This window comes from Burkholderia sp. SJZ089 (genome assembly GCF_007828315.1).
GTDB lineage: Bacteria > Pseudomonadota > Gammaproteobacteria > Burkholderiales > Burkholderiaceae > Burkholderia > Burkholderia gladioli.
Genome location: NZ_VIUM01000005.1, coordinates 389,575 through 415,686 on the forward strand (window position 1 = coordinate 389,575; position 26,112 = coordinate 415,686).

Below are 26,112 nucleotides of genomic sequence, written 5' to 3' on the forward strand. Positions count from 1 at the left end.
GTTTCAAGCGCTCGCTAGGCAAGATGTGTGCCTTGCGGCGTTCAGCCCCGCCCGGCATGGCTTGGCCGAATGGGGCCCGAGCCCGGCGAGGCGCAGGCAGGGAGCAGGCGCGGGATTCGGTCTGCCCGGGCGGCGTCCAGGCTCGATGACGGCGCCAGCCTGGCTGCGTCAGGATAGCGAGAAACGAGGCTGGATGGCGGCGGACGCCGCCGTTGGGAGGAAGCGCGGGCGCTCAGGCCGGCTCGACGACGATCGGCACGATGCCGAGCGCGGCCGCCAGCGGCGAGGCGGGGCGCGAGAGTTCGGCGATCGTGTGGCGGTCCAGTTCGGAGAAGAAGGCCTCGCGCGCGGCGTACAGCACGCCCTTGAGGCGGCAATGCGGCTCGATCACGCAGGAACGGTGCTCGACGCCCTGCCCCTCGCCGCCGAAACAGCCCACCAGGGCAAAATCGCTCTCGGTGGCGCGCACCACCTCGCCGATCGTCAGCCGCCCCGAATTCGCGTTGATGCGCAGGCCGCCGTTGCGACCGCGCACGGTGTCGACCCAGCCGAGCTCGCCGAGCCGCTGCACCACCTTCATCAGGTGATTCTTCGAGATGCCGTAGGCATCCGAGATCTCCTGGATCGTCGACAGGCCTTCGCTGCGCACCGCCAGGAACAGCATCACGCGCAGCGAGTAGTCGGTGTAGTCGGTCAGTCTCATGAGCGAAGTCGATCGTGTCGTTGAGGTGCCAGCGTCGGCGGCCGCCGCCGGATAAGGCGCCTGCCGAAACGGAAATCGCGCGATAATATGCGCCCTGGAAGCACTTTTTGGCGGGTGGCCGTTCGCTATTGTGCGACAAAATCGCGACAGTGTAGCGGCCCCGTTCTCCCTTCGACCATGATCCCGACCAATCCGGCCCTCGACCTGGCCGCCAGCCCCTCCCCCGAAGCGGTCTCGCCCGCGCCCGCCGGCCCGCGCGAGGCCGAGCCGAGCGAGGACAATATCCGCGGCCTGGTCGACGCGTTTTATCTGCAGGTGCGCGCCGATCCCCTGCTCGGCCCCGTGTTCGGTGCCCGGCTCGACGGCCGCTGGGACGAGCACCTGCCGAAGATGGTCGCGTTCTGGTCGAACCTGGTGCTCGGCACCAAGGGATATCGCGGCAACCTGCAGGCCAGGCACCAGCCGCTCGAAGGCATCGAGCCGGCGCATTTCAGCCGCTGGCTGGCCCTGTTCCTGAGGACCGTCGAGGCGCGCTACCAGCCGGCCGCCGCGGTGCGCTTCATGGAGCCGGCGCTGCGCATCGCGCAGAGCCTGCAGTTGAGCCGCTTCGGCTGGGACTACCGGATTCCCGACGAGCAGCAGGCCCTGCTCGACGCGATCGCGCCGAAACGACCACGCGAGGACGACGCGCATCCGGCACGGCCGCGCGGCGAGCCGTTCCCGGCCCGCATCATCGGCCGCGGCGCCGACGACGGCGCCTGAGCCAGCCCTTCCCCGGAATCCTCGAAGCCTAGCCGACGAAGCCGGCCAGCCAGTCCTTCAAGGCGCCGATCTCGCGCAGCGCGAGCAAGTCGCGCTCCAACTCGGCCAGCGCGCGACGCAGGCCGGCGATATCGTCGCCGAGCGTGCGCAGCGCCGTGTCGGGCGACAGCATGGCATTCGCGCCGATCCCGTAGCCATGCCGGAAATCCGCCTCGACGCGATGCAGTTCGCGATCGAGCGAGGCCAACTGGGCTTTCAGAATGCCGTTGTAATGCCGCAACAATTCGTCGCCGGCACCGGCAAGCCGGTCCGCATCGGCGGCGCCCAGGTCGCGCTCCAGTTCGAGCAGTTGCAGCAGGTCCTGCTTGTCGTAGGCGCGGTTGAGCCGCTGCATCAGCGCGGTCTTGCGCTCGCGTTCGTCCGCGTCGGGCTCGCGATCGGGGTGCAGCGCGCTGGCCAGGCGCCGGTAGAGATCGCGCAGCGAGCGGCTGACCTGCGCCGGCGCCATCTCGGGCACCGCCTCGGTGTCCGTGCGATCCGCCTCCGCCTCGGCCGGGCTTTCCGGCTGCGCTTGCGCGGCGGCGGCACGCGCCGCCTCGGCCGCCTTGCGCTTCGAGCTCGAGGCCCGCTGGCGCTCGCCACGCTGGGCCTGGCGCGCCTGCGCGTCGGCCGAGGCGCGCGCCTCCTGCGCGTCCAGCTCGGCCTGGATCCGAAGCATCATCGCTTCCTCGGATTCGTCCTCGGGCGGCTCGGCCGCGGCATGCCCCGGCGCGGCATCCTCCGCCGCGGCCGCGTCGCGCCGGCGCGACTTGCCGCCACGACGGCCGGCATCGCCTGCAGCCTGCCCCATCGCCGCCGCGCCATGGCGGGCGAGGATCGCGCGCAATTCGCGATCCGCGTCGGCGCCGAGCAGCGGCCGCGCGAAATGCACGATCAATTGCGATACCAGCTCGCGCTCGGCCCGGCTCAGCCCCTTCATCTCGGCGGCGACATCGAGCTGGCGCACCAACTCCGTCTCGCGCGCGCTCAGTTCGCGCGCGAGCGGCACCCATTCGTCGACGTAGCGCTGCTGGAACGGCGGCCAGACCGTCTCCCAGGCGCGCAGCCGCTCGCGGCGCGCGGCCACCTGCCGGGTCAGCGCGTTGAAGCTGCGTTGCGAAGGGGACAAGCCGGCGCTGCCGTCTTGCGGCACCAGCAGGATGGCGCCGGATGGGGATTCGGTCATGATCGGGGAGACACTGCGCGGGAGTTCGGGCGAGGCGCGATGGTAGCGGGCCGGCTGGCCTTCGTCGAGCCGAGCCGAATGAAGTCAGCCGAGTCGCGTCGCCCGGCTTGCCGCCGCCCTCAGCCCGGCTCGCGCCGGTTGCCGGAGAGCAGGCCCCAGCGCGCCAGCGCCGCGTCGTCGCTGCTGCGCGCATCGACCCAGCGCTCGCCCGACGGCGTGCTTTCCTTCTTCCAGAACGGCGCCTCGGTCTTCAGGTAGTCCATCACGAATTCGCAGGAGGCGAAGGCGTCGCCGCGATGCGCGGCGACCGTCGCGACGAACACGATCTGGTCGAGCGGCAGCAACCGACCGACGCGATGGATGATCGCCACCTCGATGCCCGGCCAGCGCGCGATCGCCTCGTCGGCGATCGCCTCGAGCGCCTTCTCGGTCATCCCGGGATAGTGCTCGAGCTCCATCGCGGCCACCGTCTCGCCCTCGTTGAGGTCACGCACCGTGCCGACGAAGCAGGCCACCGCGCCGATCTTCGGATTGCGCGCGCGCAAGGCCGCCAATTCCGCGCCGACCTCGAAATCCCCGGTCTGGACCCTTGCCCTGAGCCTTGTCATCGCGCCTCCTCAGCCGCCCGTCACGGGCGGGAAGAAGGCCACCTCGCAGCCATCCGTGATGCGCGTGCCCGCGTCGGTCATCACGTGATTGCAGGCCATGCGCAGCGCGCGGCCCTCGGCCAGCGTCTCGGCCCAGGCGCCGCCGCGCGCGCGCAGCCAGTCGCGCACGTCGCCCACCGTGGCGATGCCGTCGGGCACCGTCACCGATTCGCCGGCCACGCCGAGCGCCTCGCGCACGCTGGCAAAGAATTTCAGTTCGATCTTCATCGCTTCATCGGATTCGCAGGCCCGGCGGGTTCAGCCGAGCAGTTCGGAAAAAGGCAGGAAACGGACCGTCTCGCCGGCGCTGATCGCGTGGTTCGGTGGATTGTCGATCAGGCCGTCGGCCCAGACGGTCGAGGTCAGCACGGCCGAGCTCTGGTTCGGGTAGAGATCGAGCCCGCCCGCCTCGTTGATGCGCGCGCGCAGGAACTCGTTGCGGCGATCGCCGCTGCGCTGCGTGAAATCGGCGCGCAGCGACAGCGCGCGCGGCGCCACCTGGGTGGCGCCGGCCAGGCGCAGCAGGAACGGCCGCACGAACAGCAGGAAGGTCACGAAGCTCGACACGGGGTTGCCGGGCAGGCCGATGAAATGCGCCTCGCCGCCGGCCTCGGCCCCCGCCGCCTCGCGGCGCACCGCGCCGTAGGCGAGCGGCTTGCCCGGCTTCATCGCGATCTGCCACAGCGCGAGCCGCCCTTCGGCCTCGACGGCGGGCTTGACGTGATCTTCCTCGCCGACCGACACGCCACCGCTGGTGACGATCAGGTCGTGCTCGCGCGCGGCATCGCGCAAGGTCGCGCGCGTCGCCTCGAGCGAATCGGGCACGATGCCGTAGTCGCTGACCTCGCAGCCGAAGCGCTCCAGCAGGCCGCGCAGGCTGAAGCGGTTGGAGTTGTAGATCGCGCCGGGCTTGAGCGGCTCGCCCGGCATGGTCAGCTCGTCGCCGGTGAAGAACACCGCCACCTTCAGGCGACGCCGCACCGCCAGGCTCGCGCAACCGACCGAGGCCGCCAGTCCCAGCGCCTGCGGCGCGAGCCGCGTGCCGGCCGGCAGGATCACGGCACCGCGCCGGATATCGGCGCCCTGCGCGGTGATCCATTCGCCCGCCTTCGGCGTGTGCAGGAAATCGACCTCGTCGCCGGCCGCGGCGGCCTGCTCCTGCATCACCACCGCGTCGGCGCCGAGCGGCACCGGCGCGCCGGTGAAGATGCGCGCCGCGGTGCCGGCCGCCAGCGGCTCGGCCGCGTGGCCGGCCGGAATCCGCTGCGAAACCGGCAGGCGGCGCTCGCCGCGCGTCAGGTCGGCGACGCGCACCGCGTAGCCGTCCATCGCGCTGATCGCCATCGGCGGCACGTCGAGCGGCGACACCACGTCGGCGGCCAGCACGCGGCCGAGCGCGTCGAGCGTCGGCACGGTTTCGGAGCCGGCCAGCGGCACCGCCGCGCCGAGCAGCGCGGCGAGCGCGTCGGCGGTCGACAGCATGGGGGGACGGGGGGCCTGGGGAGCGGGAGTCGACATCTGGGTGGTCGTGGGGGGAGCGGAAGCCACATTGTAACGAGCGAGCCGGGCGACGGTGCGATATGACGCGCATGTCGAGGCGCGCATGCCGGCGCCGTCGGAACGCCCGGCAGCACGTCCGGTGGCCCAAAAACGACGAGGCCGCGCCGGGCAAGCCCGGTCGCGGCCTCGTGACGTGCCACGGCTGCGCACGGGCGAGACACCAGGCGCGCGGCGCGAGCCGCGGCACCCGCCGCCGGTGGCTCGCCCGACGCCTCAGCCGCCGGTATGCGCGGCGATGAAGTCCTTCACCTGCTGCACATCGGCCTTCACCACCTCGAAGCGCTGCGGCAGCGCCTCGATGCCGTCGAACGCGGCGGGACGCTCGGCCTCGCGGCCCAGCGCCTCGCGGATCGTCTCGCCGAACTTGATCGGCTGGGCGGTCTCCAGCACCACCATCGGCACGCCCGGCTGCAGGTGCTCGCGCGCCACCTTCACGCCGTCGGCCGTATGCGTGTCGATCATGGTCGCGTAGCGCGCATGGACATCGCGGATCGTCGCCAGGCGATCCGCGTGCGTGCTGCGGCCCGAGACGAAGCCGAACTCGGCCACGCGCGCGAAATCGCCGCTCGCGGCGAGATCGAAGCCGCCCTTGTGCTCGACGTCGTGGAACAGTTGCAGCACGCGCGCCGGATCGCGGCCCAGCAGGTCGAACACGAAGCGCTCGAAGTTGGAGGCCTTCGAGATGTCCATGCTGGGGCTGCTGGTGTGATAGGTCTGCTCGGCGCCGCGCACGCGGTAGCTGCCGGTGCGGAAGAACTCGTCGAGCACGTCGTTCTCGTTGGTGGCCACCACCAGCTTCTCGATCGGCAGGCCCATCATGCGCGCGATATGGCCGGCGCAGACGTTGCCGAAGTTGCCCGAGGGCACCGTGAACGAGACGCGCTCGTCGTTGCTGCGGGTCGCGGCGAAGTAGCCCTTGAAGTAGTAGACGACCTGCGCGACCACCCGTGCCCAGTTGATCGAGTTGACCGTGCCGATCTTGTGGCGCGCCTTGTAGGCGTGGTCGTTCGAGACCGCCTTGACGATGTCCTGGGCGTCGTCGAACACGCCTTCCACGGCCAGGTTGAAGATGTTCGGATCCTGCAGGCTGTACATCTGCGCCGACTGGAACGCGCTCATCTTCCGGTGCGGCGAGAGCATGAACACGCGCACGCCGGCCTTGCCGCGCATCGCGTATTCCGCGGCGCTGCCGGTGTCGCCCGAGGTCGCGCCGAGGATGTTGAGGGTCTCGCCGTGCTTGGCCAGCGTGTACTCGAACAGGTTGCCGAGCAGTTGCATGGCCATGTCCTTGAACGCGAGGGTCGGGCCGTTCGACAGTTCCAGCAGCGCCAGCGTGGTGCCGCCCTCGCTGCCGAGCGTCTTGATCGGCGTGATGTCGGCGGCGTTCTCGCCATGGCGCGTGTTGGCGTAGACCTCGGCGCGATAGGTGCGGCGCGTGAGTTCGCGCAGGTCCTCGGCCGGGATGTCGTCGCTGAACTTGGAGAGCACCTCGAAGGCCAGCTCCGCGTAAGGCAGCTCGCGCCAGCGCGCCAGTTCCCCGGCGCTCACGCGCGGGTATTCGGCCGGCAGGTAGAGCCCGCCGTCCTTGGCCAGGCCGCCCAGCAGGATGTCCGAAAACGTATGGCGCTCGCCGATGCCGGCACCGCGCGTCGAAATGTAATTCATGTCGTCCTCAGTTGAGCGCTTCCATGCGCAGCTTCGTGACCTTGGAACGGATCGTCGGCAACGCCTCGATGCTCGCGATCGCCGCGTTCACGTTGCGCTCCACCGTCACGTGCGTGATCAGGATGATGTCGGTTTCGTCGCTGCCGCCGTCGACCTGGTCCGATTCCTTCTGCAGCAGCGCGTCGATCGAGATGCCCGATTCGGCCAGGATGCGCGTGATGTCGGCCAGCACGCCGGTTTCGTCGGCCACCCGCAGGCGCAGGTAGTAGCCGCTGGTGACCGCCTCGATCGGCAGGATCGGCGTGTTCGACAGGCTTTCCGGCTGGAACGCGAGATGCGGCACGCGATGTTCCGGGTCGGCCGTGTGCAGGCGCGTGACGTCGACCAGGTCGGCCACCACGGCCGAGGCGGTCGGCTCGGCACCGGCGCCCTTGCCGTAGTAGAGCGTGGTGCCGACCGCGTCACCGTGCACCACCACCGCGTTCATCGCGCCCTCGACATTGGCCAGCAGGCGTTTCTCGGGGATCAGGGTGGGATGCACGCGCAGCTCGATGCCCGCCTCGGTGCGGCGCGCGATGCCCAGCAGCTTGATGCGGTAGCCGAGTTCCTCGGCGTAGCGGATGTCGGTGGCGGCCAGCTTGCTGATGCCCTCGACGTAGGCGCGCTCGAACTGCACCGGCACGCCGAACGCGATCGCGCTCATGATGGTGGCCTTGTGCGCGGCATCCACGCCCTCGATGTCGAAGGTCGGGTCGGCCTCGGCGTAGCCGAGCTCCTGGGCGGCCTTCAGCGCGGTGGCGAAGTCCAGGCCACGGTCGCGCATCTCCGACAGGATGTAGTTGGTGGTGCCGTTGATGATGCCGGCGATGTACTGGATGCGGTTGGCGGTCAGGCCCTCGCGCAGCGCCTTGATGATCGGGATGCCGCCGGCCACGGCGGCCTCGAACGCGACCATCACGCCCTTCTCGCGCGCGGCCGCGAAGATCTCGCTGCCGTGCACGGCGAGCAGGGCCTTGTTGGCGGTCACCACGTGCTTGCCGTTGGCGATCGCGCGCAGCACCAGCTCGCGGGCGATGCCGGTGCCGCCGATCATCTCGGCGACGATCGAGATCGAGGGATCGTCGACCACCGCCTGGAAATCGGTGCTCAGATCGACGCTCGCGCCGCCCAGCGCGGCCTGCGCCTTGGCCGGGTTGCGCAGCGCGATGCGCGTGATCTCGATGCCCCGGCCGGCGCGCCGCTTGATTTCTTCCTGATTGCGGCGCAGCACCTCGAAGGTGCCGCTGCCGACGGTGCCGAAGCCCAACAGGGCGACTTTGATCGGTTCCATGCTGCGTGTGGTTGCGTTTTGAAGTTGAAGGACGGATGCGGCCGCTCAGGCCGCGTGACGTTTGCGATAGCCGTCGAGGAATCGCGCGATGCGATTGATCGAGTCGGTCAGATCGTCGATGTTCGGCAGGAACACCACGCGGAAGTGATCCGGGGTGGGCCAGTTGAAGCCGGTGCCCTGCACCAGCAGCACGCGCTCCTTGAGCAGCAGGTCGAGAATGAATTCCTGGTCGTTCCGGATCGGGTAGAGCTTCGGGTCCAGGCGCGGGAACATGTAGAGCGCCGCGTCGGGCTTCACGCAGCTCACGCCCGGGATCGAGGTCAGCATGTCGTAGGCGAGCTCGCGCTGGCGGTACAGGCGCCCGCTCGGCACCAGCAGTTCGTTGATGCTCTGGTAGCCGCCCAGCGCGGTCTGGATCGCGAACTGGCCCGGCACGTTGGCGCACAGCCGCATCGACGAGAGGATCCCGAGCCCTTCCAGGTAGTCCTTGGCGCGCGCGCGGTTCTCGCCGTTCAGGCCGGCCACGGACATCCAGCCGGCGCGGTAGCCGCAGGAGCGGTAGCTCTTGGACAGGCTGTTGAAGGTGACCGTGATCACGTCCTCGGTGAGCGAGGCCAGCGCCGTGTGGGTCTTGCCGTCGTAGAGGATCTTGTCGTAGACCTCGTCGGCGAAGATCAGCAGGCCGTGCTCGCGCGCGATCGCGATCAGCTCGCGCAGCAGGTCGTCGGAATACAGCGCGCCGGTGGGGTTGTTCGGGTTGATCACCACCAGCGCCTTGGTGTTCGGCGTGATCTTGCGGCGGATGTCGTCGGTGTCGGGCATCCAGCCGTTCTGCTCGTCGCACATGTAGTGCACCGGCGTGCCGCCCGACAGGCTCACGGCAGCGGTCCAGAGCGGGTAGTCCGGCGCCGGCAGCAGTACCTCGTCGCCGTTGTTGAGCAGCGCCTGGGTGGCCATCACGATCAGCTCCGAGGCGCCGTTGCCGATGTAGATGTCGTCCAGGCCGACACCCTTCACGCCCTTTTCCTGGGTGTAGTGCATCACGGCCTTGCGCGCCGAGAACACCCCCTTCGAATCCGAATAACCCGACGAAGCCGGCAGGTTGCGGATCATGTCCTGGATGATCTCGTCGGGCGCCTCGAAACCGAAGGGCGCCAGGTTGCCGATGTTCAGCTTGATGATCTTGTGCCCTTCCTCCTCGAGGCGCTTGGCGTGCTCGAGCACCGGGCCGCGAATGTCGTAGCAGACGTTGAGCAGCTTGTTGGATTTCTGAATCGGTTTCACGGCGGGCACGTTCCTGGGCAAGGCCTGCGGGGCAAGAAAAGGGGGGCGAAACTGGAAAGCGGCGGGTGGATGCGCGCTGTCTAGGAAAGCGGTCGGGGAGCGCGGCCGGACGCGGCTTGTGGCGACGCGCGACGCAAATGCCGCCCGGGGGCGACTTAAAAGTTATAATTTAGCGGATTTTAACCCGCTTTCGCAATGCACCATTCCGGCTCGCCGGCCGGGGCGGCGCCCACCGGCACCGCGCGCGGCCGGCGGCGCGCCCACCCGAGCCCCTGGCGGCCGGCGCGCCGGCCGGGCCCGCTCCGACCGGGCGCGGGCCAAAACGGTGCAACCGGCCCAACCGATACCGCGGACAACGATTTGAAACTGCATCAGGACCCGAGCGAGGCGCTCAATACCGTCACCGGCTACGGCCCCGACTACGTCGACATCAACCTGGCACGCCACGAGCACAGCGTGATCGTGCTGCCGGCCGCGCCCGTGATGGCCTGGCCGGTCGACGCCTTCGAGGCGCTGGAAGCCCGCCATTTCGAGCTGTTGCTCGATCCGTCCCCGGAAGTCGTGATCTTCGGCAGCGGCGCGCGCCTGCGCTTCCCGCATCCGCGGCTGACCGCCGCACTGGCCGCGCGCCGGATCGGCGTCGAGACCATGGACTTCCAGGCCGCCTGCCGGACCTACAACATCCTGATGGGCGAAGGCCGCAAGGTGGCCGCGGCGCTGCTGATCGAACGTCCGGCCGCCTGAGGCTCGCCGCTCGTCCCAGTATCCCGGCCTGGCTCCATCATCCCTCCGATCCCTCCCATCATCCGAATCGACATCGAGGGATCGAAGCGCCTTTAATTGAACGTTAAGGCGCGATGCGTTACAAAGCCGGCGGCGCCGCGCCCGCGGCATGCCGCTTTTCCGATTCCGAATTCCGTTTTCCGTTCGTCTGACAGGCTGACCGACTCCATGACCGATACGCCATCGAGGCTGCCGCTCAACCGTGCCGTACTCCTACTGATCCTGCTGGGCCTCGCGCTGATCTGGTTCGGCCCGCTCGGGCTGCGCCACCTGATCCCCAGCGACGAAGGCCGCTACGCCGAGATGGCGCGCGAGATGTTCGTGACCGGCGACTGGATCACGCCGCGCTACAACGGCTACAAGTATTTCGAAAAGCCGCCGCTGCAGACCTGGCTCAATGCCCTGAGCTTCGCCTGGTTCGGCATCGGCGCCTGGCAGGCGCGGCTCTACACGGCGCTGGTCAGCTTCGGCGGGATCCTGCTGGTGGGCTACACCGGCGCGCGCGTGTTCAACCCGGTGGCGGGCCTGTGCGCCGCGGTGGTGCTGGCCGCCTCGCCGTACTGGAACCTGATGGGCCACTTCAACACGCTCGACATGGGCCTGTCGTTCTGGATGGCGGTCACGCTCTGCGCGCTGCTGCTGGCCCAGCGCCCGGGCCTCGCCACCGGCGCGACGCGCGGCTGGATGTGGCTGTGCTGGGCCTCGATGGCGCTCGCGGTGCTCTCCAAGGGCCTGATCGGCGTGATCCTGCCCGGCGCGGTGCTGGTGCTCTACACGCTGATCGCGCGCGACTGGGCGCTGTGGAAGCGCCTGCACCTGGTCAGCGGCGTGGTGATCTTCTTCGCGATCGCCACGCCCTGGTTCGTGCTGGTGCAGCAGCGCAATCCCGAGTTCTTCGACTTCTTCTTCGTGGTCCAGCAGTTCCGCCGCTACCTGACGCCCGAGCAGAACCGCCCGGGCCCCGTCTACTACTTCGTGGCGGTGCTGCTGGTGGGCTTCCTGCCCTGGCTGTCGATCGCCGTGCAGAGCCTGCGCCATGCCTGGCGCATGCCGCGCCAGCCCAACGGCTTCGCGCCGATGATGGTGCTGCTGGTCTGGAGCGGCTTCATCTTCCTGTTCTTCAGTGCCTCGCACTCGAAGCTGGTGTCCTACGTGCTGCCGATCGCGCCCTCGCTGGCCCTGGTGATGGGCGCCTACCTGCCGCTGGTGGCGCGCGAGCGCTACCGCCTGCACCTGATCGGCTACCTCCTGTTCCTGGTCGCGGCGGCCGCCGGCTGCGCGGTGCTCGGCCAGCTCGGCGACGAACGCACCCCGAATTCGCAGTACGTGGAATTCCAGCATTGGGTGTGGGCGGCGCTGGCAGTCGCCTTCGTGCTGACCCTGGTGGCGCTGTGGGTCAACCGCCGCGGCAAGGCCGGCATCGCCGCCACCGCCTTCGTGTTCGGCCTCGCCTGGCTGCTGCTCGGCACCATCGGCGGCACCGGCCACGACGCCTTCGGCCGCTACAGCTCGGGCGCGCTGCTGGCGCCGGCGATCCGCGCAGAATTCGCCAGGCTGCCGCCCGACACGCCGTTCTACGCGGTCGAGATGCTCGATCACACGCTGCCCTTCTACGTCGGCCATACCACCACCCTGGTGGCCTACCAGGACGAACTCACGTTCGGCATCTCGCGCGAGCCGCAGAAATGGGTGCCGACCATCGAGGAATGGGAGCGCCGCTGGCGCGCCGAGCCCGCCGCGATCGCGGTGATGCGCCCCGAGCGCTACGAGGCGCTGCTCAAGGCCGGCCTGCCGATGAAGCTGATCGCGCGCGACAACCGCCGAGTGGTCGTCGAGAAGCCCCAATCCTGAGGAAAGCCGCACCGATGAATCCCGTCTCGCTTGTCTGCATCGTCACCGGCGTGCTGCTCAACGCCTGCGCGCAACTGCTGCTGAAGGCCGGCGTCAATGCCGTCGGCCATTTCGAATTCTCGCGCGCCAACATCATCCCGGTCGGTTTCAAGATCGCCACCCAGTTGCCGATCATCGGCGGGCTGGGCTGCTACGTGCTGAGCGTGGTGGTCTGGATCGTCGGCCTGTCGCGCGTGGACGTCTCGATCGCCTACCCGATGCTCTCGCTCGGCTACGTGGTCAACGCCTTCGCCGCCTGGTACCTGTTCGGCGAGGTGCTGTCGATGCAGCGCCTGATCGGCATCGGCATCATCCTGATCGGCGTGCTGGTGCTCGCGCGCAGCTGAGCGCCGGGGAGCGCAAGGAACGAGGAAGGGACCCAGCGACGGCACGAAGCCGCGGCATCGCGGCTTCCCCCTCTTCCCCCCACAAAAAGAGACGTTGTAATCTCGCGAACCAGTGTTTAATGCGCATGCCGGATCGCATACGATCCAACCCCATTTAAAGACCATCGCCGCCATGAGCCAGACATCCGTGCCGTTCTTGCCGCTCACCCGACCGGAAATCGACGAGGAAACCATCCAGGGCGTGACCGAGGTGCTCCGTTCCGGCTGGATCACCACCGGCCCGCAGAACCAGCGCTTCGAGGCCGCCCTGTCCGAGTATTGCGGCGCACGCCCGGTGCGCAGCTTCAACTCGGGCACCGCGACGCTCGAGATCGGCCTGCGCATCGCCGGCGTCGGCGCCGGCGACGAGGTGATCACCACCCCGGCGAGCTGGGTCGCCACCGCCAACGTGATCCTCGAGGTGGGCGCCACGCCGGTGTTCGTCGACATCGACCCGGCCTCCCGCAACCTCGACCTGGACGCGCTCGAGCGCGCCATCACGCCGCGCACCAAAGCCGTGATCCCCGTCTATCTGGCCGGGCTGCCGGTCGACATGGACCGGCTCTACGCGATCGCGCGCGAACACAAGCTGCGCGTGATCGAGGACGCCGCGCAGGCGCTCGGCTCGACCTGGAAGGGCAAGCGCATCGGCGCGTTCGGCGACATCGTCTCGTTCAGCTTCCACCCGAACAAGAACGTCACCTCGATCGAGGGCGGCGCGCTGGTGCTCAACAACGAGGACGAGGCGATCCTGGCCCAGAAGTACCGCCTGCAGGGCGTGACGCGCACCGGCCTGGACGGCATGGACTGCGACGTGCTGGGCGGCAAGTACAATCTGACCGATGTCGCGGCCCGCGTCGGCCTCGGCCAGCTCGCGCAGATCGAGCGTTTCACCGAGCAGCGCCGGCGCCTGGCGCGCGCCTATTTCGCCGCCTTCGAGGCGAGCCCGGCGGTGGCGCTGGGCGTGGGCCTGCCGCTCGCCGATTTCGAGCACGGCAACTGGCACATGTTCCAGATCACGCTGCCGCTGGAGCGGCTCTCGCTCACGCGCGGCGAATTCATGGCGCAACTGAAGGAAGCCGGCATCGGCTCGGGCGTGCACTACCCGGCGATCCACCTGTTCACGCTCTATCGCGCGCGCGGCTTCCACGAAGGCATGTTCCCGCACGCCGAGCGCTTCGGCGCGTCGACCGTCACCCTGCCGCTGTTTACGCAGATGAGCGAGGCGGACGTCGGGCGCGTGGTCGAGGCGATCAACCAGATTTGCGAACGATACGGAAAATAAGCGGAAATGACTCACCCTGAAACACGCGCCACGAACCCGGAAGTCTCGATCGTCATCCCCGTGTACAACGAGGAAGACGGGCTCGCCGCGCTCTTCGCCCGACTGTATCCCGCGCTCGACGCGCTCGATGCGACGTACGAAGTGATCTTCATCAACGACGGCAGCCGCGACCGCTCGGCAGCCCTGCTCGCCGAGCAGTTCCGCAAGCGCCCCGACACCACGCGCGTGGTCCTGCTCAACGGCAACTATGGTCAGCACATGGCGATCCTCGCCGGCTTCGAGCAGTCGCGCGGCCAGATCGTGATCACGCTCGACGCCGACCTGCAGAACCCGCCCGAGGAGATCGGCAAGCTGGTGCACAAGATGCGCGACGGCTACGACTACGTCGGCACGATCCGCATGCAGCGCCAGGACAGCCTGTTCCGCCGCAAGGCCTCGGCCGCGATGAACCGGCTGCGCGAGCGCATCACGCGCATCAAGATGACCGACCAGGGCTGCATGCTGCGCGCCTACAACCGCCAGATCATCGACACCATCAACCGCTGCGGCGAGGTCAACACCTTCATCCCGGCGCTGGCCTACACCTTCGCGCAGAACCCGACCGAGATCGACGTCGCGCACGAGGAGCGCTTCGCGGGCGAATCGAAGTACTCGCTGTACAGCCTGATCCGCCTGAACTTCGACCTGGTCACCGGCTTCTCGGTGGTGCCGCTGCAATGGCTGTCCTTCGTCGGCGTGATCCTCTCGATCGGCTCGGCCGCGCTGTTCCTGCTGCTGCTGATCCGCCGCTTCATCGTCGGCGCGGAAGTCCAGGGCGTGTTCACGCTGTTCGCCATCACCTTCTTCCTGCTCGGCGTGATCATCTTCGCGCTGGGCCTGCTCGGCGAGTACATCGGCCGGATCTACCAGCAGGTGCGCGCGCGGCCGCGCTACCTGATCCAGACCGTGCTCGAGGAGCGCGCCGAGCGCGCCCACCTGCCGCTGCCGGGCACCGCCGGCGAGGCCGCGCGATGAAGCCGCGCGCGGTCGTCTTCGCCTATCACAACGTCGGCGTGCGCTGCCTGCAGGTGCTGCTCGCGCGCGGCGTCGAGGTCGCCCTGGTGGTCACCCACGAGGACAGCCCGAGCGAGAACATCTGGTTCGGCAGCGTCGCCTCGGTGGCGCGCGAGCACGGCATCGCGGTGATCACGCCGGCCGACCCAGCCGGCGCGGAACTGCGCGAGGCGGTGGCCGCCGCGCAACCGGATTTCATCTTTTCGTTCTACTACCGGCACATGCTGCCGGTCGCGCTGCTCGCGCTGGCCGCGCGCGGCGCCTACAACATGCACGGCTCGCTGCTGCCGAAGTACCGCGGCCGCGTGCCGACCAACTGGGCGGTGCTGCGCGGCGAGACCGAAACCGGCGCGACCCTGCACGAGATGGCCGCCAAGCCCGACGCGGGCGCCATCCTCGGCCAGACCGCGGTGCCGATCCTGCCCGACGACACCGCCGCCCAGGTGTTCGACAAGGTCACCGTGGCCGCCGAGCAGACGCTCTGGCGCGTGCTGCCGGCGCTGCTGGCCGGCGAGGCCCCGCATCTGCCGAACGATCTCTCGCAGGGCAGCTACTTCGGCGGGCGCAAGCCCGAGGACGGCCGCCTCGACTGGTCGAAGCCGGCCGCCGAGGTCTACAACCTGATCCGGGCGGTCGCGCCCCCTTATCCGGGCGCCTTCACCGAGCTGCACGGCCGCCGCTTCGTGGTGGCCCGCGCGCGCCTGGCCGCGCCCGGCTCGCCCGCCGCGCAAGCCGCGCGGGATTTGCCGCCGGGGCTGCACGTAAGCGATAATGCGCTATTCGGCGTCTGCGGCGACAGCCGCGCCGTCTCCATCCTCGAGCTGCGCGAGCAGCATCCTGGCCGTCCGGACCACGAGACGGTCCTGTCTCCCGCTCAATTCGCGCAGTTCATTGATTCTTCCCGTCAGTCATGAAAGCAAAAAAAGTCCTGATCCTCGGTGTGAACGGCTTCATCGGCCATCACCTGTCGAAGCGCATTCTTGAAACCACCGATTGGGAAGTGTTCGGGATGGACATGCAGACCGATCGGCTTGGCGATCTCGTCAACCACGAGCGGATGCACTTCTTCGAAGGCGACATCACGATCAACAAGGAGTGGGTGGAATACCACGTCAAGAAGTGCGACGTGATCCTGCCGCTGGTGGCGATCGCCACGCCCGCCACCTACGTGCAGCAGCCGCTGCGCGTGTTCGAGCTCGACTTCGAGGCGAACCTGCCGATCGTGCGTTCGGCCGTCAAGTACCGCAAGCACCTGGTGTTTCCGTCGACCTCCGAGGTCTACGGCATGTGCTCGGACGAGCAGTTCGACCCGGACGCCTCGGCGCTGACCTACGGCCCGATCAACAAGCCGCGCTGGATCTACGCCTGCTCCAAGCAGCTGATGGACCGCGTGATCTGGGGCTACGGCATGGAAGGCCTGAACTTCACGCTGTTCCGTCCGTTCAACTGGATCGGCCCGGGCCTGGACTCGATCTACACGCCCAAGGAAGGCAGCTCGCGCGTGGTCACGCAGTTCCTCGGCCACATCGTGCGCGGCGAGAACATCAGCCTGGTGGACGGCGGCTCGCAGAAGCGCGCCTTCACGTATGTCGACGACGGCATCAGCGCGCTGATGAAGATCATCGAGAACCCGGACGGCATCGCCTCGGGCAAGATCTACAACATCGGCAACCCGCACAACAACTACTCGGTACGCGAGCTGGCCAACAAGATGCTCGAGCTGGCCGCCGAATTCCCCGAGTACGCGGCCTCGGCCAAGCAGGTGCAACTGGTCGAGACGACCTCCGGCGCCTACTACGGCAACGGCTACCAGGACGTGCAGAACCGCGTGCCGAAGATCGACAACACCATGCAGGAGCTCGGCTGGGCGCCGCAGTCGACCTTCGACGACGCGCTGCGCAACATCTTCGAAGCGTATCGCGGCCACGTGGCCGACGCGCGCGCCCTGGTCGAACAGCAATACTGACGCCTTGGCCCGCATCGTCCTCAAGATCGACGTCGATACGCTGCGCGGCACGCGCGAGGGCGTGCCGAATCTGGCGCGCATCTTCGATCGCCATGCCGCGCGCGCGACCTTCCTGTTCAGCCTCGGCCCCGATCACACCGGCTGGGCGATGCGCCGCGTGCTGCGGCCCGGCTTCCTGAAGAAGGTCTCGCGCACCTCGGTGGTCGAGCATTACGGGATCCGCCAGCTGATGTACGGCGTGCTGCTGCCGGGGCCCGACATCGGGCGCCGCACCGTGGGCGAGATGCGCGCGATCCACGAGGCCGGCTTCGAATGCGGCATCCACACCTGGGATCACGTCTACTGGCAGGACAACGTGCGCAGCCGCGAGCGCGAGTGGACGGCCCGCGAGATGGGCAAGAGCCACGCGCGCTTCATCGAGATCTTCGGTGCGCCGCCCGTCACGCACGGCGCGGCCGGCTGGCAGATGAACCCGGCCGCCTTCGAGCAGATCGACGCCTGGGGCATGCGCTACGCCTCCGACGGTCGTGGCCACGGGCCGTATCGCCCGGTACTGGCGGGCCGCACATTGAACCACGTGCAGTTGCCCACCACCCTGCCGACGCTCGACGAGGTGCTCGGCATCGACGGCATCGACGAATCGAACGTCGCCGCCCATCTGCTGGCGCGCACCGAGCACAATCCGCACGACCAGGTGTTCACGCTGCATGCCGAGCTCGAAGGCCAGAAGCTCGCGCCGGTATTCGAGCAACTGCTGGCCGGCTGGCGCGCCCAGGGTCACACCTTCGCGACGATGGGCGACTATCATGCCGCGCTGGACCTCGACTCGCTGCCATCGTACCCTGTCACGTGGGGCGAGATCCCCGGCCGCTCCGGCGAACTGATCGTCCAGCCCGACTGATCGCCAGCCAGCGCGCCGTCCTCTTTCCCGCCTATGTCCGGCACGACGAAGCGTCGTGCCGCCGATAACAACAGGAGAATCCCGTGTCCGTCGAAATCGACCGTCAAATTCCCGATTTCACCGCACCGGCGACCGGCGGCGATTTCACGCTGTCGGCGCTGAACGGCAAGAAGCTCGTGCTGTATTTCTACCCGAAGGACAATACGCCGGGCTGCACCACCGAAGGTTTGCAGTTCCGCGATCTGTACCCGAAGTTCAAGAAGGCCGGCGCCGAGATCGTCGGCGTCTCGCGCGATAGCCTGCGCTCGCACGACAATTTCAAGGCCAAGCTGGAGCTGCCCTTCCCCTTGATCTCGGACCCCGATGAAACGCTCTGCGCGATGTTCGGTGTCATGAAATTGAAGAAAATGTATGGCAAGGAAGTGCGCGGCATCGAGCGCTCGACCTTCCTGATCGACGGCGACGGGGTACTGCGCCGCGAGTGGCGCGGCATCAAGGTGCCGGGCCACGTCGACGAGGTGCTCGGCGCTGTACAAGCGCTTTGAGGCGGGTTATATTGGGCCGCAATGAATGCCCGTCAGTCCACCCTTTTTCGTAGCTGCGCAGTCGGTCGGCGCGAGTTTCGTTGGCCCGTGACGCGCAGTGCTACGCAGCAAGAAGCCGAGCCGCTTGTCCCTGTTCGGGGGCAGCGGCTTTTTTCATGGTCTTTTGCGGCACGCTGCGCCCGCCGCGTCTCTTCCCATCAAGGAGCTGACCGAAAACTAGGCGAACCGGCGATTTGATACTCCTGTGCGCCACCGCGCGCAAACTGCACGCCTCGCGTGACAGGATGCGAACCGCGGCGCACCCCAAGCGACACGATTCCTCTCGAGGGACACCATGCCTTTGCCTACTCCCCCCAGCAAGCTCGGCAGTCTGCTGCCGCCCGACGAATACAAGGTGAAAGCGCGTCCGGCCAAGACCGCGAAACGCGCCGCCGAAGGGGACACGGCCAGCGCCGCCGCGGCCGACTACGCCAGCACCAGCGTCGCCGAACCGATGGCCGCCGCCGCCAACACACCGGCCGCGCTGCACGCGGTCGACAGCGCCGCGCCCGCCAGCGCACCGGCGCCGGCCCGCAGCCGCAAGTCCAGGCAGACCGCCGCCCTGCTCACGCCGGTACCGACCCCGGCGGCCGCGCCCACCGCCCCAGCGGCGCCGGTCGCCCGCGCCGAGGCACCCGCCGGCCGCGCGCCCGCGACCAACGCCGCCCCGGCGCGCGAGGCCGGCAAGACCACGCGCGGACGCAAGGCCGCCGCGCACGAGCAGCAGAAGCTGTTCGTGCTCGACACCAACGTGCTGATGCACGACCCGAGCAGCCTGTTCCGCTTCGAGGAGCACGACGTCTATCTGCCGATGATGACGTTGGAGGAGCTCGACAACCACAAGAAGGGCATGTCCGAAGTGGCGCGCAACGCGCGCCAGGTCAGCCGCACGCTCGACGCGCTGGTGGCCGACGGCGGCCCGATCACGGCCGGCATTCCGCTGTCGCGCCTGGGCAGCCGCGAAGCGGTCGGCCGCCTGTACTTCCAGACCACGCTCAACGATATCGAGCCGGTCGAGGGCCTGCCGCAAGGCAAGGCCGACAACCAGATCCTCGGCGTGGTGCGCGCGCTGCAGCGCGAACGCAGCGACCGCCTGGTGGTGCTGGTGTCGAAGGACATCAACATGCGGATCAAGGCCCACGCGCTGGGCCTGCCCGCCGAGGACTACTTCAACGATCAGGTGCTCGAGGACACCGACCTGCTGTACTCGGGCGTGCGCGAGCTGCCGCAGGACTTCTGGACCAAGCATGCCAAGGGCATGGAGAGCTGGCAGGACACCAAGACGGGCACCACCTACTACCGCGTGACGGGCCCGATGGTCGCCTCGATGCTGGTCAACGAGTTCGTGTTCCTCGAGCCGCAGAACGGCGAGCCGACCTTCCATGCGATCGTGCGCGAGCTCAACGGCAAGACGGCGCTGCTGCAGACGCTGCGCGACTACAGCCACCACAAGAACAACGTGTGGGGCATCGTGGCGCGCAACCGCGAGCAGAACTTCGCGCTGAACCTGCTGATGAACCCGGAGATCGACTTCGTCACGCTGCTCGGCCAGGCCGGTACCGGCAAGACCCTGGTCGCGCTGGCCGCGGGCCTGGCCCAGGTGCTCGACGACAAGCGCTACAACGAGATCATCGTGACGCGCGCGACGGTACCGGTCGGCGAGGACATCGGCTTCCTGCCCGGTACCGAGGAAGAAAAGATGCAGCCCTGGATGGGCGCCTTCGACGACAACCTGGAAGTGCTGCAGAAGACCGACGACGCGGCTGGCGAATGGGGCCGCGCGGCCACCCAGGAGCTGATCCGCTCGCGCCTGAAGGTCAAGAGCATGAACTTCATGCGCGGTCGCACCTTCGTCGACAAGTATCTGATCATCGACGAGGCGCAGAACCTCACGCCCAAGCAGATGAAGACGCTGGTCACGCGCGCGGGCCCCGGCACCAAGATCGTCTGCCTCGGCAATATCGCGCAGATCGACACGCCCTACCTCACCGAGGGCAGCTCGGGCTTGACCTACGTGGTCGACCGCTTCAAGGGCTGGGGCCACAGCGGCCACGTCACGCTCGCGCGTGGCGAACGCTCGCGGCTGGCCGACTACGCGTCCGACATCCTCTGAGCGGCGTTTCGCTCGGCGGCACCCCAAAGCGCTCCCTCGGGAGCGCTTTTTTCATGGTGGCAGCGGCGTTTGATTCACCCCCATATTTCACCATGAGGCATTTGGGGCCAGGGTTTTTGCGCAAAAACTCCAATGCGCTGCTCGAAAATCGGGCAACTTCTCATGTCATTCATGAAGAATTCTTGCCGAAGCCGCGCCGGAGCGACTACCATCCGCTTTACCCGTGGTCATACGATAGGCGCCTCATCCGGCGCCTGCCCTCTTCCAATGCTGCGAATCTGGCTGTCCGTCGTCGTCGTTTCCCTGCTCGCCGCGTGCTCGACCGCGCCGCAGCAGTCGTCGACGCGCACCGGCACCGCCCCGCGCATCACCACGCCGCGCGCCTACGCGCCGCCGCGCGGCTTCCCGAACTTCGTCGATCACAGCATCGGCCGCGAGGAAATCCCGATCCAGGCCATGAGCCTGGTCGGCATCCCCTATCGCTGGGGCGGTAATACGCCGGACAGCGGCTTCGACTGCAGCGGGCTGGTTCGCTATATCGTGTCGCGCGCGGCCAACGTCTCGCTGCCGCGCACCACCGCGGAAATGAGCACGCGCGGCGAATCGATCGAACCCGACGAGATCGCCCCCGGCGACCTGGTGTTCTTCAACACCACCGGCCGCCCGCATTCCCACGTCGGCATCTACGTCGGCAAGCTGCGCTTCGTGAATGCGCCCTCGACGGGCGGCACGGTGCGGCTCGACTACCTGACAAACCCGTATTGGGCCAAGCATTTCGACGGTATCCGGCGCGTCGCGCCGGCACGTCACGCGCCGGCGCCGTTCGACACGCCGACCTACGAGGCCGACAATCGCCAACCCGATCCGGCACCGGTACCGCAGGCGGCGCCGGCCGCCGCGCCCGTTTATGCCGCGGCGCGCGCGGAAAGCAGGCCGGCACGTGTCGCGCCGACGCCGATTCAGGCGACTGCCGCCCCCATCGCGACCACGACGACAGCCATCGATGCCGCGCCGCCGCCGCGCCTCGCGGCCGCCGCCGGCGAGGATCAGTTCGAGCCGCCGCCGTCCGCGCTGTCGGCCGCGCAGCAGCAGGCCCGCGCGGCCGGCGCCACCACCGCGGCGGTGACGCCACGCGCGCCCGAGGTCGACACCACCATGGCCGCGCCGCAATATGCGCCGCTCTCTTCGCCGCCCGTCACGGCAACGGCAAGCTCAACGGCAGCGAACCGCGCGCCGGATCCGATCGACGCCGCGGCCGATGCCTTCGAGCCCCCCCCGCCAACCGCCCGCGCCGCTGCCCAGCAGGCCCGCTCGGCAGCGCCCGAAGGCGTGCGGATCATCCGCGCCTCGACCGCGTCCGGCAACCTCCCCGGCAGCGGCGACGATCCGATCGCGCGCTTCGCCAACGGCAGCTACTGAGCCCATCGCTTTCAAGCGGGCGGCTCACGGCCGCCATCGCCGACTTCCCTTCCCCCATCCAGGGCGCTTGGCTCAGGCCAGCGTCCGGATCGAATTCGACACGCCGCGCGCGCAGTCGATCACGGCCGGCGCGAGCCGGCGCTCGGCTTCCTCGATGCTCCAGCGGCTCGACGGCGCGACCACGTGCACCGAACCGACCGGCCGCCGCTCGCCGTCGAACACGGGCGCCGCGATCGTCATGTCGCCGATGAACAGCTCCTCGCGATTCGAGGCATAACCACGCAGCCGCGCCTGGCCGAGCAGCGCCTCGATAGGCGCGATCTCGGTGACGGTGTACTGCGTATGCGCCACGCGCTCGCTGGCGAGCAGCAGCGCATGCGCCTCCGGCTCGGGCAACGCGCCCAGATAAGCACGCCCCGAAGCCGTGCAGTACATCGGGATGCGGCTGCCGATCGGCATGTGGATCGGCACGAACTTGGTACAGACAAAACGTGCGACGTAGACCATATCCGTGCCGTCGGGCTCGGTCAGGTTGGTGGTTTCGCCGGTCACGTTGGTCAGTTCCGAGAGGAACGGATTGGCCACGTCGATCAGCATGTCCGCCGACAGGTAGCTGAAGCCGATCTGCATCACGCGCGGCGTGAGCTGGTAGCGGCGCGTGCGCGGATGCTTGCGCACGTAGCCGAGCCGCTCCAGCGTGTAGATCATCCGCTGCGCCGAACTCTTGGTGATCGCGGTCGCGTCGGCGACCTCCTGCAGGCTCATCGAGCGGCGCTGGGCGCCGAACGCGCGCAGCACCGCGATGCCCTTCTCCAGCGACTGGTTGAACAGCGCATCGCTGCTGGCCTCGCCGCCCTCGGCGGCCGGCGTCCGGTCGGACTCACTCATGGAAACGCCCAATGGTCATCATGTGGCATCGACGATATCATATCGAATATCGATACGCAAAAATCTTTCATCGATATTTTTGACTCGAATATCATGACTCGGTAGGTGTTCATCGATTTCTGACCGGCCGGTCTTCCGCACAGGAGGCAATCCCATGTTTCAGTTCGCCAAACGCTTCGCCCTCGTCCTGGCCTGCGCGCTCGCCCCGCTGGCCGCCGCCGTCGCGCCCCTTTCGGCCCAGGCCGCGCCGCCCGTCTACACGGTGGGCGCCACCGCCACCGGCGTGCCCTTCACCTTCCTCGACGTGAAGAGCAACTCGATCCAGGGCCTGCTGGTCGACGCGATCAGCGCCACCGGCCACGCCGCCGGCTTCGACGTGAAGATCGAGCAGACCACCTTCGCCGCCCTGATCCCCTCGCTGACCACCAGGAAGATCGACATCATCTCGGCCGCCATGCTGAAGACGCCGGCGCGCCAGCAGGTGGTCGACTTCTCGGACACGGTCTATTCCTACGGCGAGGGGCTGGTGGTGCCCGCCAGCGACACCGGCAAGTACAGCTCGATGGACGACCTGAAGGGCGCCGTGGTGGGCGCCCAGGTCGGCACGGCCTTCGTCGACGCGCTGAACAAGAAGGGCATCTTCAAGGAGGTGCGCACCTACGATTCGGTCGCCGACATCCTGCGCGACGTCGCGCTGGGCCGCATCCAGGCCGGCTTCGGCGATCGCCCGATCCTCGCCTACCAGTTGCAGAAGAATCCCAACCCGAAGATCCGCCTGGTCGAGGGCTACCAGCCTTCGGTGCTCGGCCAGGTCTGCTTCGTGGTGCGCAAGGGCGATCGCGACACGCTCGACAAGCTCAACGAGGGCATCCGCAAGATCAAGGCCGACGGCACGCTGAACCAGATCGTCAAGAAATGGCAGGTCGAGTGACGCGCCCGCGCGTCGCGTCCAAGGAGAGTTCGCCATGTCCCTGCAGAGCCTGCTCGACTTCCTGCCGATCCTGCTCAAGGGCGCGATCGTCACGGTCGAGATCACCGTCTGCTCGTTCGTGCTGAGCACGCTGATCGGCCTCGCCTTCGCCTTGATGCGGGTCTCGCCGAACCGCCTGCTGTCGGGCGGCGCGGCCGCCGTGATCAACGTGATCCGCGGGCTGCCGATCATCGTCCAGTTGTTCTACATCTACTTCGTGCTGCCCGATCTCGGCGTGCAGCTATCGGCCTTCCAGGCCGGCTGCATCGGCCTGGGCATCGCCTACTCGGCCTACCAGGCCGAGAACTTCCGGGCCGGCATCGAGGCCATCGACCGCGGCCAGATCGAGGCCGCGCAGTCGATCGGCATGCGCGGCGCGATGATCATGCGCCGCGTGGTGCTGCCGCAGGCCTTCCGCATCGCGCTGCCGCCCTACGGCAACACGCTGGTGATGATGCTGAAGGATTCCTCGCTGGCCTCAACCATCACGGTCGCGGAAATGACGCGCGCCGGCCAGTTGATCGCCTCCTCGACCTTCCAGAACATGACCGTCTACACGCTGGTGGCCCTGCTCTACCTGGCGCTGAGCCTGCCGCTGGTCTGGAGCCTGCGCAGGCTCGAACGCCGCCTCGGCCTGAAGGGGGCGCGATGATCCGCATCGACGATCTGCACAAGCGCTTCGGCGAGACCGAGGTGCTCAAGGGCGTGAGCCTGGAAGTCAGCGCGGGTGAGGTGGTCTGCCTGATCGGGCCGTCCGGCTCGGGCAAGTCGACCCTGCTTCGCTGCATCAACGGGCTGGAGACGCACCAGGGCGGCAGCATCGCCATCGACGGCCAGCGCGTGGATCCCGCCTCGCCCACCATCCACGCGCTGCGCACGCAGGTCGGCATGGTGTTCCAGCGCTTCAACCTGTTCCCGCATCGCAGCGCGCTGGAAAACGTGCTGGAGGGTCCGGTCCACGTCAAGAAGGAATCCCGCGCGGCAGCCCTCGAACGCGCGCGCCGGCTGCTCGACAAGGTCGGCCTCGCGCATCGCGCCGATGCCTATCCGTCGCAGCTCTCGGGCGGCCAGCAGCAGCGCGTCGCGATCGCGCGGGCCCTGGCCATGCAGCCGCGCGCGATCCTGTTCGACGAGCCCACCTCGGCGCTCGATCCCGAGCTGGTCGGCGAGGTGCTCGGCGTGATGCGTCAGCTGGCCGCCGACGGCATGACGATGATCGTGGTCACGCACGAGATGGGTTTCGCGCGCGAGGTCGCCGATCGCGTCGCCTTCCTGCACGACGGCCGGATCTGCGAGGCGGGTGCCGCCGCCGAGGTGCTCGGCAATCCACGGCATCCGCGCACGCGCGATTTCCTGCGCCGCATGCTCGATCCTCATTCCTCCACCGTGTCCGCGACATGAGCGCCTCCTTCGCTGCGTCCCTGCCGCCCTCGCTGTGGGCCGCCACCGCGCCGCCCGGCGTCGACGCGCCGCCGCTGGCCGAATCGGTGGTGACCGACGTCGCGATCGTCGGCGCCGGCTACACGGGGTTGTCGAGCGCGCTGCACCTGGCCGAGCGCGGCATCGCGGTGCGCGTGGTCGATGCGCATGAACCCGGCTGGGGCGCCTCGGGCCGCAACGGCGGCCAGGTGATCCCCGGCCTCAAGTACGATCCCGACGAACTGCTGCGCCGCTTCGGCGAGCGCAACGGCCATGCCCTGATCGAAATGGCCGGCGGCGGCGCCGATACCGTGTTCGACCTGATCGCCCGCCATGGCATCGCCTGCGACGCGGTGCGGGCCGGCTGGGTCCAGCCGACCCATTCGACGCGGCTCCTGCCGACCCTGCAGGCACGCGCGCGGCAATGGGAACGCCGCGGCGCGCCGGTCGAACTGCTCGACGGCGAGCAGGTGGCGGCCAGGCTCGGCACCCGCGCCTTCATCGGCGGCTGGATCGACCGGCGCGCCGGCAGCGTGCAGCCGCTCGCCTACGCGCGCGGGCTGGCGCGCGCCGCGCAGCGCGCCGGCGCGATCCTGCATGGCGGCACACCCGTGCTCGGCCTCGAGCGCGAGGGCGCCGGCTGGCGCCTGCGCACCGCGCAGGGCGCGACGATCCGCGCCGCCCAGGTGCTGATCGCGACCAATGGTTATACCGACGGCCTGTGGCCGGGGCTGCGGCAGTCGATCATCGCGGCCAACAGCTTCATCGTCGCGACCGCGCCGCTGCCCGACGAGATCGGCCGCGGCATCCTGCCCGGCGGCGAGGTGGCTTCCGATTCGCGGCGCCTGCTGCTGTATTTCCGCAAGGACGCCTCGGGCCGCCTGCTGATGGGCGGGCGCGGGCCGTTCCGTGAACCGGGCACCGCCGCCGACTGGGCCCATCTCGAACGCGCGGCGGCCCTGATGTTTCCGCAGCTGCGCGGCATCGGCTACGACTATCGCTGGGCGGGACGGATCGCGATCACCCGCGATTTCCTGCCGCACCTGCATCGCCCGGCGCCGGGCCTGACCATCGCGCTCGGCTACAACGGCCGCGGCATCGCGCTGGCCACCACGCTGGGCCGACATCTCGCCGACGCGATCGACGGCAGCGCCCCCGAGCTGCCGCTCGCGCCCGCGCCGATCCGGCCGATTCCGCTGCATGCGCTGCAGCGGCTCTATATCAGCGCCGGCGTCGCCTGGTACGCGCTGCTCGACGCGCTGTCCTGAGCAACGCGCAC

Annotated in this window: 25 protein-coding genes and 1 pseudogene; 16 read left to right on the forward strand and 10 right to left on the reverse strand. The window is 68.6% G+C overall.

The window, feature by feature from the left end; translation table 11 throughout:
* Positions 1-232: 232 nt before the first annotated feature.
* The gene (locus FB600_RS12090; RefSeq protein ID WP_013698272.1) at positions 233-703 is read right to left on the reverse strand and encodes an Rrf2 family transcriptional regulator; all 471 of its coding nucleotides are present in this window, start codon (positions 701-703) and stop codon (positions 233-235) included.
* Positions 704-880: 177 nt separating this feature from the next.
* On the opposite strand from FB600_RS12090, the gene FB600_RS12095 reads away from it, so the two are divergent.
* Positions 881-1,465, forward strand: coding sequence for a group III truncated hemoglobin (locus FB600_RS12095; RefSeq protein ID WP_244133669.1), 585 nt, complete (start codon positions 881-883; stop codon positions 1,463-1,465).
* Between the two features lie 28 nt (positions 1,466-1,493).
* On the opposite strand, the gene FB600_RS12100 is transcribed toward FB600_RS12095, so the two are convergent.
* The 7 genes from FB600_RS12100 to FB600_RS12130 all read right to left on the reverse strand — a co-directional run bounded on the left by FB600_RS12100 (position 1,494) and on the right by FB600_RS12130 (position 9,176).
* Positions 1,494-2,690: a J domain-containing protein gene (locus FB600_RS12100; protein ID WP_145756773.1), complete on the reverse strand. Its 1,197-nt coding sequence runs from the start codon at positions 2,688-2,690 to the stop codon at positions 1,494-1,496.
* A gap of 119 nt (positions 2,691-2,809) precedes the next feature.
* A complete protein-coding gene (moaE, locus tag FB600_RS12105; RefSeq protein ID WP_096748731.1) occupies positions 2,810-3,298 on the reverse strand; it encodes a molybdopterin synthase catalytic subunit MoaE in 489 nt (162 codons plus the stop codon).
* A gap of 9 nt (positions 3,299-3,307) precedes the next feature.
* Positions 3,308-3,565, reverse strand: coding sequence for a molybdopterin converting factor subunit 1 (gene moaD, locus FB600_RS12110; protein ID WP_017921957.1), 258 nt, complete (start codon positions 3,563-3,565; stop codon positions 3,308-3,310).
* 30 nt (positions 3,566-3,595) lie between these two features.
* A complete protein-coding gene (gene glp / locus FB600_RS12115) occupies positions 3,596-4,855 on the reverse strand; it encodes a gephyrin-like molybdotransferase Glp (RefSeq protein ID WP_145756772.1) in 1,260 nt (419 codons plus the stop codon).
* 255 nt (positions 4,856-5,110) lie between these two features.
* Positions 5,111-6,562: a threonine synthase gene (gene thrC, locus FB600_RS12120; protein WP_036041078.1), complete on the reverse strand. Its 1,452-nt coding sequence runs from the start codon at positions 6,560-6,562 to the stop codon at positions 5,111-5,113.
* Between the two features lie 7 nt (positions 6,563-6,569).
* Entirely contained in the window at positions 6,570-7,892 is a 1,323-nt protein-coding gene (locus tag FB600_RS12125; protein WP_025097634.1) for a homoserine dehydrogenase, read from the reverse strand.
* A 45-nt stretch (positions 7,893-7,937) separates the two neighbouring features.
* Entirely contained in the window at positions 7,938-9,176 is a 1,239-nt protein-coding gene (locus FB600_RS12130) for a pyridoxal phosphate-dependent aminotransferase (protein WP_013698280.1), read from the reverse strand.
* A gap of 360 nt (positions 9,177-9,536) precedes the next feature.
* On the opposite strand from FB600_RS12130, the gene FB600_RS12135 reads away from it, so the two are divergent.
* From FB600_RS12135 to FB600_RS12175, 9 genes are all read left to right on the forward strand, one after another.
* Positions 9,537-9,920: an Mth938-like domain-containing protein gene (locus FB600_RS12135; RefSeq protein ID WP_013698281.1), complete on the forward strand. Its 384-nt coding sequence runs from the start codon at positions 9,537-9,539 to the stop codon at positions 9,918-9,920.
* A gap of 207 nt (positions 9,921-10,127) precedes the next feature.
* On the forward strand, positions 10,128-11,810 hold the full coding sequence (locus FB600_RS12140; RefSeq protein ID WP_098153942.1) for a glycosyltransferase family 39 protein: 1,683 nt from the start codon (positions 10,128-10,130) through the stop codon (positions 11,808-11,810).
* 14 nt (positions 11,811-11,824) lie between these two features.
* Positions 11,825-12,196, forward strand: a complete 372-nt coding sequence (locus FB600_RS12145) for an EamA family transporter (RefSeq protein ID WP_013698283.1) — start codon at positions 11,825-11,827, stop codon at positions 12,194-12,196.
* Between the two features lie 172 nt (positions 12,197-12,368).
* Positions 12,369-13,520 carry a DegT/DnrJ/EryC1/StrS family aminotransferase gene (locus FB600_RS12150; protein ID WP_096748727.1) on the forward strand — a complete coding sequence of 384 codons (1,152 nt, stop codon included), beginning with the start codon at positions 12,369-12,371 and terminating at the stop codon, positions 13,518-13,520.
* Between the two features lie 6 nt (positions 13,521-13,526).
* Positions 13,527-14,534, forward strand: a complete 1,008-nt coding sequence (locus tag FB600_RS12155) for a glycosyltransferase (protein WP_013698285.1) — start codon at positions 13,527-13,529, stop codon at positions 14,532-14,534.
* Positions 14,531-15,487 carry a formyltransferase gene (locus FB600_RS12160; RefSeq protein ID WP_017920888.1) on the forward strand — a complete coding sequence of 319 codons (957 nt, stop codon included), beginning with the start codon at positions 14,531-14,533 and terminating at the stop codon, positions 15,485-15,487. Before FB600_RS12155 ends, FB600_RS12160 begins: the two co-directional genes overlap by 4 nt.
* A complete protein-coding gene (locus tag FB600_RS12165) occupies positions 15,484-16,539 on the forward strand; it encodes a bifunctional UDP-4-keto-pentose/UDP-xylose synthase (RefSeq protein WP_145756771.1) in 1,056 nt (351 codons plus the stop codon). Before FB600_RS12160 ends, FB600_RS12165 begins: the two co-directional genes overlap by 4 nt.
* A 4-nt stretch (positions 16,540-16,543) precedes the next feature.
* Complete coding sequence (locus FB600_RS12170) at positions 16,544-17,440, forward strand: polysaccharide deacetylase family protein (protein WP_145756770.1); 897 nt, start codon at positions 16,544-16,546, stop codon at positions 17,438-17,440.
* Positions 17,441-17,523: 83 nt separating this feature from the next.
* Positions 17,524-17,985 carry a peroxiredoxin gene (locus FB600_RS12175; RefSeq protein WP_025097627.1) on the forward strand — a complete coding sequence of 154 codons (462 nt, stop codon included), beginning with the start codon at positions 17,524-17,526 and terminating at the stop codon, positions 17,983-17,985.
* Between the two features lie 197 nt (positions 17,986-18,182).
* Here the strand turns inward: FB600_RS12175 and FB600_RS38070 are convergent.
* Positions 18,183-18,424: pseudogene (locus FB600_RS38070) on the reverse strand (hypothetical protein); the annotation flags it as partial.
* On the opposite strand from FB600_RS38070, the gene FB600_RS12185 reads away from it, so the two are divergent.
* Together FB600_RS12185 and FB600_RS12190 are read left to right on the forward strand one after the other, a co-directional pair.
* Positions 18,320-20,137, forward strand: coding sequence for a PhoH family protein (locus tag FB600_RS12185; protein ID WP_096748725.1), 1,818 nt, complete (start codon positions 18,320-18,322; stop codon positions 20,135-20,137). The pseudogene FB600_RS38070 and the gene FB600_RS12185 sit on opposite strands and share 105 nt — an antisense overlap.
* A 267-nt stretch (positions 20,138-20,404) precedes the next feature.
* Complete coding sequence (locus tag FB600_RS12190) at positions 20,405-21,556, forward strand: C40 family peptidase (RefSeq protein WP_096748724.1); 1,152 nt, start codon at positions 20,405-20,407, stop codon at positions 21,554-21,556.
* 72 nt (positions 21,557-21,628) lie between these two features.
* Here the strand turns inward: FB600_RS12190 and FB600_RS12195 are convergent, their stop codons facing one another.
* Positions 21,629-22,444, reverse strand: a complete 816-nt coding sequence (locus tag FB600_RS12195) for an IclR family transcriptional regulator (protein WP_013698292.1) — start codon at positions 22,442-22,444, stop codon at positions 21,629-21,631.
* Between the two features lie 154 nt (positions 22,445-22,598).
* Between FB600_RS12195 and FB600_RS12200 the strand changes: the two genes are divergently transcribed.
* The 4 genes from FB600_RS12200 to FB600_RS12215 are packed head-to-tail and all read left to right on the forward strand — an operon-like array spanning position 22,599 to position 26,101.
* Entirely contained in the window at positions 22,599-23,375 is a 777-nt protein-coding gene (locus FB600_RS12200) for an ABC transporter substrate-binding protein (RefSeq protein WP_047836524.1), read from the forward strand.
* A 34-nt stretch (positions 23,376-23,409) separates the two neighbouring features.
* Complete coding sequence (locus tag FB600_RS12205; RefSeq protein WP_098153938.1) at positions 23,410-24,066, forward strand: amino acid ABC transporter permease; 657 nt, start codon at positions 23,410-23,412, stop codon at positions 24,064-24,066.
* Positions 24,063-24,815, forward strand: a complete 753-nt coding sequence (locus tag FB600_RS12210; RefSeq protein ID WP_036051275.1) for an amino acid ABC transporter ATP-binding protein — start codon at positions 24,063-24,065, stop codon at positions 24,813-24,815. Before FB600_RS12205 ends, FB600_RS12210 begins: the two co-directional genes overlap by 4 nt.
* Positions 24,812-26,101, forward strand: coding sequence for an NAD(P)/FAD-dependent oxidoreductase (locus tag FB600_RS12215; RefSeq protein WP_145756769.1), 1,290 nt, complete (start codon positions 24,812-24,814; stop codon positions 26,099-26,101). Before FB600_RS12210 ends, FB600_RS12215 begins: the two co-directional genes overlap by 4 nt.
* Positions 26,102-26,112 lie beyond the last annotated feature (11 nt).